Source organism: Streptomyces sp. NPDC003042, from assembly GCF_053591315.1.
Genome location: NZ_JBSFTP010000140.1, coordinates 1 through 8223, shown reverse-complemented (window position 1 = coordinate 8223; position 8223 = coordinate 1). Strand labels below are relative to the sequence as shown.

9 protein-coding genes are annotated in these 8223 nt (G+C 73.1%); 5 read left to right on the top strand and 4 right to left on the bottom strand.

Going from position 1 to position 8223, the window contains the following annotated elements; all coding sequences use genetic code 11:
* Positions 1 to 350: 350 nt before the first annotated feature.
* The 3 genes from ACWDYJ_RS35230 to ACWDYJ_RS35220 are packed head-to-tail and all read right to left on the bottom strand — an operon-like array spanning position 351 to position 2255.
* Positions 351 to 1244 carry a 1-aminocyclopropane-1-carboxylate deaminase/D-cysteine desulfhydrase gene (locus tag ACWDYJ_RS35230; protein WP_451569685.1) on the bottom strand — a complete coding sequence of 298 codons (894 nt, stop codon included), beginning with the start codon at positions 1242 to 1244 and terminating at the stop codon, positions 351 to 353.
* A gap of 15 nt (positions 1245 to 1259) precedes the next feature.
* Positions 1260 to 1628, bottom strand: a complete 369-nt coding sequence (locus ACWDYJ_RS35225; RefSeq protein ID WP_451569684.1) for a GNAT family N-acetyltransferase — start codon at positions 1626 to 1628, stop codon at positions 1260 to 1262.
* Between the two features lie 36 nt (positions 1629 to 1664).
* Positions 1665 to 2255 (bottom strand): N-acetylmuramoyl-L-alanine amidase, encoded by a 591-nt coding sequence (locus tag ACWDYJ_RS35220; protein WP_451569683.1) that lies wholly within the window; start codon positions 2253 to 2255, stop codon positions 1665 to 1667.
* A gap of 403 nt (positions 2256 to 2658) precedes the next feature.
* On the opposite strand from ACWDYJ_RS35220, the gene ACWDYJ_RS35215 reads away from it, so the two are divergent.
* The 4 genes from ACWDYJ_RS35215 to ACWDYJ_RS35200 all read left to right on the top strand — a co-directional run bounded on the left by ACWDYJ_RS35215 (position 2659) and on the right by ACWDYJ_RS35200 (position 6106).
* Positions 2659 to 4065: a family 2B encapsulin nanocompartment shell protein gene (locus ACWDYJ_RS35215; RefSeq protein ID WP_451569682.1), complete on the top strand. Its 1407-nt coding sequence runs from the start codon at positions 2659 to 2661 to the stop codon at positions 4063 to 4065.
* Positions 4065 to 5111, top strand: a complete 1047-nt coding sequence (locus ACWDYJ_RS35210) for a family 2 encapsulin nanocompartment cargo protein polyprenyl transferase (RefSeq protein WP_451569681.1) — start codon at positions 4065 to 4067, stop codon at positions 5109 to 5111. Before ACWDYJ_RS35215 ends, ACWDYJ_RS35210 begins: the two co-directional genes overlap by 1 nt.
* Positions 5112 to 5245: 134 nt before the next feature.
* Complete coding sequence (locus ACWDYJ_RS35205) at positions 5246 to 5839, top strand: GNAT family N-acetyltransferase (protein ID WP_451569680.1); 594 nt, start codon at positions 5246 to 5248, stop codon at positions 5837 to 5839.
* 60 nt (positions 5840 to 5899) lie between these two features.
* Positions 5900 to 6106, top strand: a complete 207-nt coding sequence (locus tag ACWDYJ_RS35200) for a hypothetical protein (RefSeq protein WP_451569679.1) — start codon at positions 5900 to 5902, stop codon at positions 6104 to 6106.
* Positions 6107 to 6171: 65 nt separating this feature from the next.
* Here ACWDYJ_RS35200 and snpA read toward each other — a convergent pair whose 3' ends face one another.
* Positions 6172 to 6822: a snapalysin gene (snpA, locus tag ACWDYJ_RS35195; protein WP_451569678.1), complete on the bottom strand. Its 651-nt coding sequence runs from the start codon at positions 6820 to 6822 to the stop codon at positions 6172 to 6174.
* A gap of 205 nt (positions 6823 to 7027) precedes the next feature.
* Here snpA and ACWDYJ_RS35190 point away from each other — a divergent pair, with 205 nt between their 5' ends.
* Positions 7028 to 7960: a LysR substrate-binding domain-containing protein gene (locus ACWDYJ_RS35190; RefSeq protein WP_451569677.1), complete on the top strand. Its 933-nt coding sequence runs from the start codon at positions 7028 to 7030 to the stop codon at positions 7958 to 7960.
* Positions 7961 to 8223 lie beyond the last annotated feature (263 nt).

The following is an 8223-nucleotide window of genomic DNA, read 5'->3' as shown; positions in this document are numbered from 1 at the left end:
ACCTGGGTCTTGACCTCGTCCTTGCCCGGCTTGTCGGGCGCGGCCATGGCCGACTGGGAGGAGAGGGCGACGCCTGCGGCTGCGGGTAGTGCCGGCCCGACCCGCCCGGCTGCCGACGCGATGCCCCGGCCCGGTCCCGGCCGGGTGATGCCTGCGGCCCTGGGGAGCCCTGGCCCGGCGGGTGAGGCCCGCGGCTGCGGGCAGTGCCGGCCCGACCCGCCCGGCTGCCGACGCGATGCCCCGGCCTGACCCGGCCGGGGTATGCGGCTGCGGGCAGTGCCCGCCCGGCTTGACCCGGGTCGGCCGCCGACGCGCCCTGGCTCGGCCCCCGGCACGGTCCCGACGCCCCGTCAAGGGCGTCCGGTGATGACCGCCGCCAGGGTGGTGCCCTGGGGGAAGGCGCCGGAGGCGGTGAGTTCCGTCAGGGCCCACAGGAGCTTGGCCACGTAGATGCGCTCCACCGCGAACCCGTGGCGGGACTCGAAGTCGGCGGCGAAGGCGTCCAGGGCGGGCGGGACGCGGGCGTAGCCGCCGTGGTCGAAGCCCTCGGCCAGCGTCCAGTACCCGGCCGGGCCGCCGAAGGCCCGGTCCTGGAGGGAACGTATCTCCGCGCCCAGGAAGCCGCCCGCCAGGACCGGGACGCCCAGCGCCCGCTGGCCGGGCGCGAGACCGGAGGCGAGGCCGGCCAGGGTGCCGCCCGTGCCGCAGGCCACCGCGACCACGTCGGCCGCGCCCCGCAGTTCGCGGCCGAGCTCCGCGCAGCCCTGGAGGGCCAGGGCGTTGCTGCCGCCCTCGGGGACGACGTACGCCCCGCGGGCCCCCGCCTCGGCCAGCAGGCGGGCCTGGGTCTCCGGCTCGGCCTTGCGGCGGTAGTCGGAGCGGGTCGCGAAGTGCAGGCGCATGCCGTCCGCCGCGCACCGGGCGAGGGAGGTGTTCAGGGGGCGGCCGGCCAGCTCGTCGCCGCGGACGACGCCGACGGTGCCCAGCCCGAGCAGCCGGCCCGCCGCGGCGGTGGCCCGCAGGTGGTTCGAGTAGGCCCCGCCGAAGGTGACGAGCCGGTCGTGCCCGCCCTCCACGGCGACCCGCAGATTCGGCGCGAGCTTGCGCCACTTGTTGCCGGGCAGCTCCGGGTGCACGAGGTCGTCCCGCTTGAGCAGCAGCCGGACCCCGTGCCGCTCGAATCGCTCGTCGGCCGCCTCGGTGAGCGGGGAGGGCGGGCGCGGGCGCAGGTCGGGGTGGGTCACCCGTCCATTGTCGGGTCAGGTCAGCCGCAGGGTGATGTACGGGACGGTCTCCCCGGGCAGCAGGTACCGCTCGGTCTCGGTGAAGACGTGGGCCAGGGCGAAGCGCAGGCCGTCCTGGTTGGACTCCAGAACCACCGTCCCGGCCGGGCCGAGCGCGCGGGCCCGCGCCGGACCGTGGGCGCGGAGCATCGTCCCGAAACCCTGACCGCGGTGGGCGGGCAGCACCCGGGCGATCACGCTGGCGAGCGCGCCGTTGCCGGGCTCGGGCGGCCGTACGGTCATGCAGCCGACCAGCGTGTCGCCGAGGTACGCGACGTCCAGGCGGTAGCGGTGGGCGCGGCGGCGTACCTCGGCGAGCGAGAGGGCGTCCGGGGGAATGATCATCAGGAAAAAGGCCCGGGGAGGGGGTGGTCACCCCCGTCATTTCAGGCGTTCGGCGACGCGTTCGCGCAGCGAGGTCATCGTGAAGCCCTTGGGGTCGATCTTGCCCGGCTGCCATTCGAGGTGGCCCGGGACCGAGCCGGCGCCCCAGCCGTGGACGCGGCAGACCGCGGCCGCCGCGCGGGCGATGGCGTCGAGCTGGACCGCCGGCCAGGGGTCCTCGCCGTCGCCGAGGTTCTCGCACTCGAAGCCGTAGAAGTGGCGGTTGCCGTCGGTGTCGGCGCGGCGGTCCGGCGGGAGCCGCTTCTCCGCGATCACCGCCGCCAGGACGTCGGAGTCGCCGGCGCCCGCGTGGTTGGTGCGGCCGAAGCCGACCAGGTGGACGCGGCCGTCCTTGGTGATGACCCCGTGGCAGAGCGGGCCGGGCAGGGCCGCGTCGCCGTCGCGGCAGAGGTCGACGGTGTAGCGGGTGCCGCGCGTGACGGTGTGGTGGATCATCACGCCGTGCACGGGTCCCCAGGGCCCCTTGTGGTTGCGGGAGTGGGTGCGCCAGGCGCCGACCTCGACGACGGTCAGGCCTTCGCGGCGCAGGGCGGTGACGAAGCGGTCCGCGGACATGGGTGCGACCATGGGCCGCCTCCTTTGCGGTGCGTGACGGACACTGTGTGTGTGCGTCTGCGTACCCTCCGGTGTAGCGGAGGCAGTCCTTCCGTGGCTAGGGCGTTCGTACGGCGAGCGAGCCGATCCGGACAGTCGGCACGCGCGCCGACGCCTTCGCCGCGATACGGAAATCTGTTCGGGAGGCCCCGGCTTCAGCCCCAGAAGGCCGGACGGCGGCCGGAATCGGTGCCGATCGGGTCCACGGTGGCCGGAATGCACGGCGTGGGACGGCCGTGGTGTGAAGCGGTCGAACCCTGGAGAGTGCCCCACACCCGTACGGAGTAGTCCCACCCTTTTGTGTAATGGCCCTATGACGTTGCGTACTGGAAGGCTCGCGTCCCTCAGGTCCATGGAGTGATCGAAAGGGAAAGACATGTCGGTCCAGGCGGGTTCCGAATCCGAGGCCCAGACACCGCAGCGCAGTCTTGGCACGTCGGCCGCGCGGAACTTGGCAACCACGACCAAGTCCGCGCCGCAGATGCAGGAGATCACCTCGCGGTGGCTCCTCAAGATGCTCCCGTGGGTCTCCGTGCAAGGCGGCACCTACCGCGTCAACCGGCGGCTGAGCTACTCCGTCGGCGACGGACGCGTGGAGTTCATCAAGACCGGGACCCAGGTGCAGGTCATCCCGGCGGAGCTCGCGGAGATCCCGCTGCTGCGCGACTACGAGGACGAGGAAGTCCTCACCGAACTCGCCGCGCGCTGCCGCCAGATCGACTTCGAGGCCGGACAGGAGCTCACCTCCTTCGGCAGCTCCTCCGACCAGGTGTTCCTGCTCGCCCACGGCCGCATCGACCAGGTCGGCCCCGGCCCCTACGGCGACGACGCGGTCCTGCGGACCGTCGCCGACGGCGCGTACTTCGGCGAGGACTCCCTCACCGACGACGAGGCGATCTGGGAGTTCACCGCCCGCGCCGTCACCTCCGGCACCGCGCTCGTGCTCTCCCGCCAGGACTTCCAGCTCCTCGCCGACCGGGTCGAATCGCTGCGCTCGCACGTGGAACACGTACGGAGCCTGCCCGCCCAGCGCACCAACAAGTACGGCGAGGCCGCTATCGAGCTGTCCGCCGGGCATCAGGGCGAGGCCGTCCTCCCCGGCACCTACGTCGACTACGAGGCCAGGCCGCGCGAGTACGAACTCTCCATTGCACAAACGGTTCTTCGTGTGCACACGCGCGTCGCCGACCTGTACAACCAGCCGATGAACCAGACCGAGCAGCAGTTGCGGCTCACGGTCGAGGCGCTGCGCGAGCGCCAGGAGCACGAGATGCTCAACAACCGCGACTTCGGCCTCCTCCACAACGCCGACTACGACCAGCGCATCCAGCCGCACGACGGCGCGCCCAGCCCCGACGACATGGACCAGCTGCTCAGCATGCGGCGCGGCTCCAAGATGTTCCTCGCCCACCCCAAGGCCATCGCCGCCTTCGGCCGCGAGTGCAACAAGCGCGGGCTGTACCCGGAGTCGGTCGAGATCGGCGGGCACCGGGTGCCCTCCTGGCGGGGGGTGCCGATCTTCCCGTCCAACAAGATCCCCGTCAGTGACGCCCGTACGACGTCCATCCTGTGCATGCGTACCGGTGAGGAGGAGCAGGGCGTGATCGGCCTGCACCAGCCCGGCATCCCGGACGAGATCGAGCCCAGCCTCTCCGTCCGCTTCATGGGGATCAGTGAACAGGCGATCATCTCCTACCTGGTCACCGCCTACTTCTCCGCCGCGGTGCTGGTGCCGGACGCGCTCGGCGTCCTGGAGAACGTCGAGATCGGCCGCTGGCCCTGATGACGGCGAACGCCCTCGCGACGGGCGAGGGACAGGAAGCGGCGGCCCTGCTGGAGCGGACGAGGGAAACGGTCGACCCGGAGCTGCGCCGGACCGTCGGCACCCTGCCCGGCGGGATGCGGCGGGTGGCGATGTACCACTTCGGCTGGGAGCACGAGGACGGCACCGCGGCGGCGGGCGGCGCCGGCAAGGCCATCCGGCCGGCGCTCGTGCTCGCCTCGGCGCAGGCCCTGAACGGTGCGCGGGGATGGGCCGAGGACGCCGTACGGGCGGCGGCGGCCGTGGAGCTGGCGCACAATTTCACGCTGCTGCACGACGACGTCATCGACAAGGACGTCCGGCGGCGGAGCCGACCCACCGCCTGGACCGTCTTCGGGGTACCGGACGCGATCATCACGGGCGACGCCATGATGGCGCTCGCGCTGTCGCTGCTCGCCGAGGACCCGCACCCGGCCTCGGCGGCCGCTTCGGCCCGACTCTCGGCCTGCGTGATCGAGCTGTGCGCGGGGCAGCAGGCGGACTGCGCCTTCGAGGAGCGCCCGCACGTCTCGCTCGACGAGTGCCTGACGATGGCGACGGCCAAGACGGGGGCCCTGCTGGGCTGCGCCTGCGCCCTGGGCGCCCTGTACGCGGGCGCCGGGCCCGACGAGGTCGACGCGATGGACGCCTTCGGCCGGGAGGCCGGGCTCGCCTTCCAGCTGATCGACGACCTGATCGGCATCTGGGGCGACCCGGGCCACACCGGCAAGCCCGCCGGCGCCGACCTGCTCGCCCGGAAGAAGTCCCTCCCGGTCGTGGCCGCACTCACCTCGGGCACCGCGGCGGGGGAGGAGCTGGCCGCCCTGTACGCGGGCCCCATGACCGGGGACGACGTGCACCGGGCCGCCCGCGCGGTGGAACGGGCCGGGGGCCGGGACTGGGCACAGGCCCATGCCGCCGACCGGATGGGCCGAGCGGTGCAGGAGCTGTCGCGGGCCGTCCCGGACCTCGGGGCGGCGGGCGGACTGCTGGCGCTGGCCGAGTTCGTCACGCGGCGCACCAAGTAGCGGCGGGAGCGGAGGCCTGTTCCGGCGCCGCGGGGTGCCGGAACAGGCCTTTTCCGTCGCTGAACCCTGTGAACGGCTCGGCGCAACTCTAGGATCACTCACGGTCGTTGCTATGTGAGTGAGAGGTGTGACCCGTGGTGCTGGAGATACGTCAGGCGGATCAGTCGGACCGCGACGCGGTCGCGCGGCTGCTGGACGAGGCCTTCCGGGACGATCCCGTCACCTGCTGGGTCTTCCCCGATCCGGAGCACCGCGCCGCCGTGAACGGCCGCTTCCTCGGGGTCTTCGTGGACGTGGCGCTGGCCGAGGGCCGGATCGACTACGCCGTGGACGGCTCGGCGGCCGCGCTGTGGCTGCGGATCCCGGCGGGGGAGCCGGAGGGGGAGGACGAGACCCCGGCGAGGATGCGCGCGGTGGCCGACCCGGACAACGAGCGGTGCGAGCTGGTCGGCCGGCTCACGGGCGAGGTGCACCCCACCGCCGAGGAGCACGAGTACCTGCTGATGATCGCGGTCGCGCCGGACCGGCAGGGCGAGGGGCTGGGGACCGCGCTCATGCGGCCGGTGCTGGAGCGCTGCGACCGGGACGGCGTCCCGGCGTACCTGGAGGCGAGCAGCGAGCGCAGCAAGGGACTCTACGAACGACTCGGCTGGGAGTTCACCGGGCAGGCGGTGCGGCTGCCCGGCGGTCCGCTGATGTGGCCGATGTGGCGCAAGCCGCGGGGGTAGCGGCGAGGAAGGTCACCGCGCTGACCCGCCGGACCGGCGAAATCGGCTTACCGTGGAGGTATGGCCGGTGAACAGGAGCAGCGGAACGCGCGGGAGGCGGACGCCCCGCGGTCCGGGCGGGAACAGCACACGTGCCCGGACTGCGGGAGCCCCGTCGAGACTGTGGTCAAGCGGCGCAAGTCCCTCGGGATCTTCGTACCGGAGTGGGGTCCGGGTCCCTGCCGGAACCCGGACTGCCCGCGGTACGAACCGCACGTGCCGCACTAGCGGTGTGGTGATTCGACGGGTCGAGGGTCGGAAGGTCGACGGGTCCGCGGGTCAGGGTCTGCGGGTCAGCCCTTCGAGCCGAGGCCCGAGGTGACGAGGCCGTTCGCCCACAGCTGGTTCACGCGTGCCCGCTCCGTGCTGTTCGGGGTGGCGTTCTGGCACGAGGTGCCCGGCCCGCCGCCCGACATCAGCTCGCTGCACGGGCCCGAGTAGTGGTCCGGCAGGCCCAGCACGTGACCGGTCTCGTGCGAGGTCACCCGGGTGGAGTTGTAGATCTGGTTCTGCCGGTAGTCGAGGAAGATGTAGCCCCGGCCGTGTCCGTCCGTGCTGGCGTACGAACCGCGTGAGTCGTTGCCCTCGCGGTACGAGAAGTTGCCGCCGGAGGACACCTCCTGGAGCTTGACGTTGGTCACCGAGCTGTTCCAGATCCGGGTGGAACTGGCTATCTGCGTACGGAAGCTCGGCGCGTTGCGGGTGTTGTAGGTGACGGTCACGGCGAGGGCGCCCGGGTTCGCGGCGCGCTGCTCGGCCACCGCGCGCTTCACGGCGTCGAAGAACGCGCGGTTGGCGGCCTCGTTCTCCTGCGAGCGCTCGTAGGCGGAGTAGCTCGCGGGGCTGCCGGCCGGGGCGGCGCTGGCGTTGGGGACGACGCCGAGAGCGGTCGCGAAGCCGATGCCGAGGGTGGCGGCCAGCGTGACCTTACGGGAGTGGCGCATGTGGGGTGCTCCTGCTCATCCGGTGTGGGGGGTGGTCGTTCGGTACCGGAGTCTGCGGGAGCGGAAGGGCCCGCGGGATGATGTCAGAGGCCGATAACGCCGGGCTATCGGGAGGATTCGGCAGGCCAACTGGCGTGAGATTGGCGGGATTCGGGCGGCTATCAGCGCCTGGTGCGGTCCACGGGGCCCGCCCTACTCTCGGGTCATGGAGCTCGAGGTGAGGCACCTGCGCGCGCTGTGCGCCATCGCCGACGCCGGCAGCCTGCACAAGGCGGCCCGGCAACTCGGCGTGAGCCAGCCCTCGTTGACGACCCAGCTGCGGCGCATCGAACGGGCCCTGGACGGCGAGCTGTTCCTGCGCGAACGAACCGGCTGCCGGCCGACGCCGTTCGGACGCACGGTACTGGGCCGGGCGCGCCCGCTGCTCGCCGAGATGGCCGCCCTGGTCGCCGAGGCGCGGGCCGCCGCGCACGGGCCGCGGCTGCGGATCGGCTCCACGGCCAGCCGGGCCCTGCCGGGATGGCTGCGGCGGCTGCACCGACGGCATCCGGACGCCGAGACCTCGCTGGTGGTCGACGTGTCCGCCAATGCGCTGCTGAGGATGGTGGACGCCGGGCAGCTGGACGTGGCGTTCGTCCACGAGGTCGAGGGCAGCCCTCTGCGGGTGCCCGCCGGCCTGGAGGTGCGGGTGCTGATGGAGCGCGAGCCGCAGTTCGTGTCCATGTCGCGGGACCATCCGGCCGCGCGGTCGTCGGTGGTGGAGTTACGGGACCTGGCCCGCGACCGCTGGATGGTGGACCCCTCGGTCGACGGCGAGTGGGACGGCCTGCGGCGGGTCTTCGCCGGGGCGGGGCTGGATCCGCCGGTCCTGCACGCCGACTACCACACGGCGACCTCGCTGATCATCTCCGGCGAGGCGGTCGCGCCGTGCCAGCCCACGTCCGGGCCGCGCGACGACATGGCCATCCGGCCGCTGTCGGGGGACCCGCTGGCGGTACGGCTGCTGCTGGCGACGCGGCCGGGCGCGCATGCCGAGGTCTACGAGGACCTGCGGGCGGCGTACCGCGAAGCGGCCCTTCGGACTCCGCCGTACCGGGCGTGGCTGCACCACCACGGGAGCGCGCTGCTGGCGGTGTGACCTTGCCCTGGCCGGGCCCTTGCCCTGGCCGGGCGGGGGTTCGGGCGGGTCCCTGCCCTGGCCGGGCGGGGGTTCGGGCGGGTCCCTGCCCTGGCCGGGCGGGGTGCGGGCGGGCCGGGGCCGGTGCCGGGGTGGGGTGTCGTCCGGGACTGCATGATTTATGGCGCCTGATCCGGGTCACAGGGGTGCGACCTCGCAAGTACCGCTGGTGCTCCGGTGCGTCATGTGCGGTGCCCGTCCCCGCACTGCGCGACCGGCGGTAC

Coding starts and splice junctions, on each gene's coding strand:
- ACWDYJ_RS35225 (WP_451569684.1), bottom strand. CDS start 1,628: ATGATCATTCCCCCGGACGCCCTCTCGCTCGCCGAGGTACGCCGCCGC.
- ACWDYJ_RS35220 (WP_451569683.1), bottom strand. CDS start 2,255: ATGGTCGCACCCATGTCCGCGGACCGCTTCGTCACCGCCCTGCGCCGC.
- ACWDYJ_RS35215 (WP_451569682.1), top strand. CDS start 2,659: ATGTCGGTCCAGGCGGGTTCCGAATCCGAGGCCCAGACACCGCAGCGC.
- ACWDYJ_RS35210 (WP_451569681.1), top strand. CDS start 4,065: ATGACGGCGAACGCCCTCGCGACGGGCGAGGGACAGGAAGCGGCGGCC.
- ACWDYJ_RS35200 (WP_451569679.1), top strand. CDS start 5,900: ATGGCCGGTGAACAGGAGCAGCGGAACGCGCGGGAGGCGGACGCCCCG.
- snpA (WP_451569678.1), bottom strand. CDS start 6,822: ATGCGCCACTCCCGTAAGGTCACGCTGGCCGCCACCCTCGGCATCGGC.
- ACWDYJ_RS35190 (WP_451569677.1), top strand. CDS start 7,028: ATGGAGCTCGAGGTGAGGCACCTGCGCGCGCTGTGCGCCATCGCCGAC.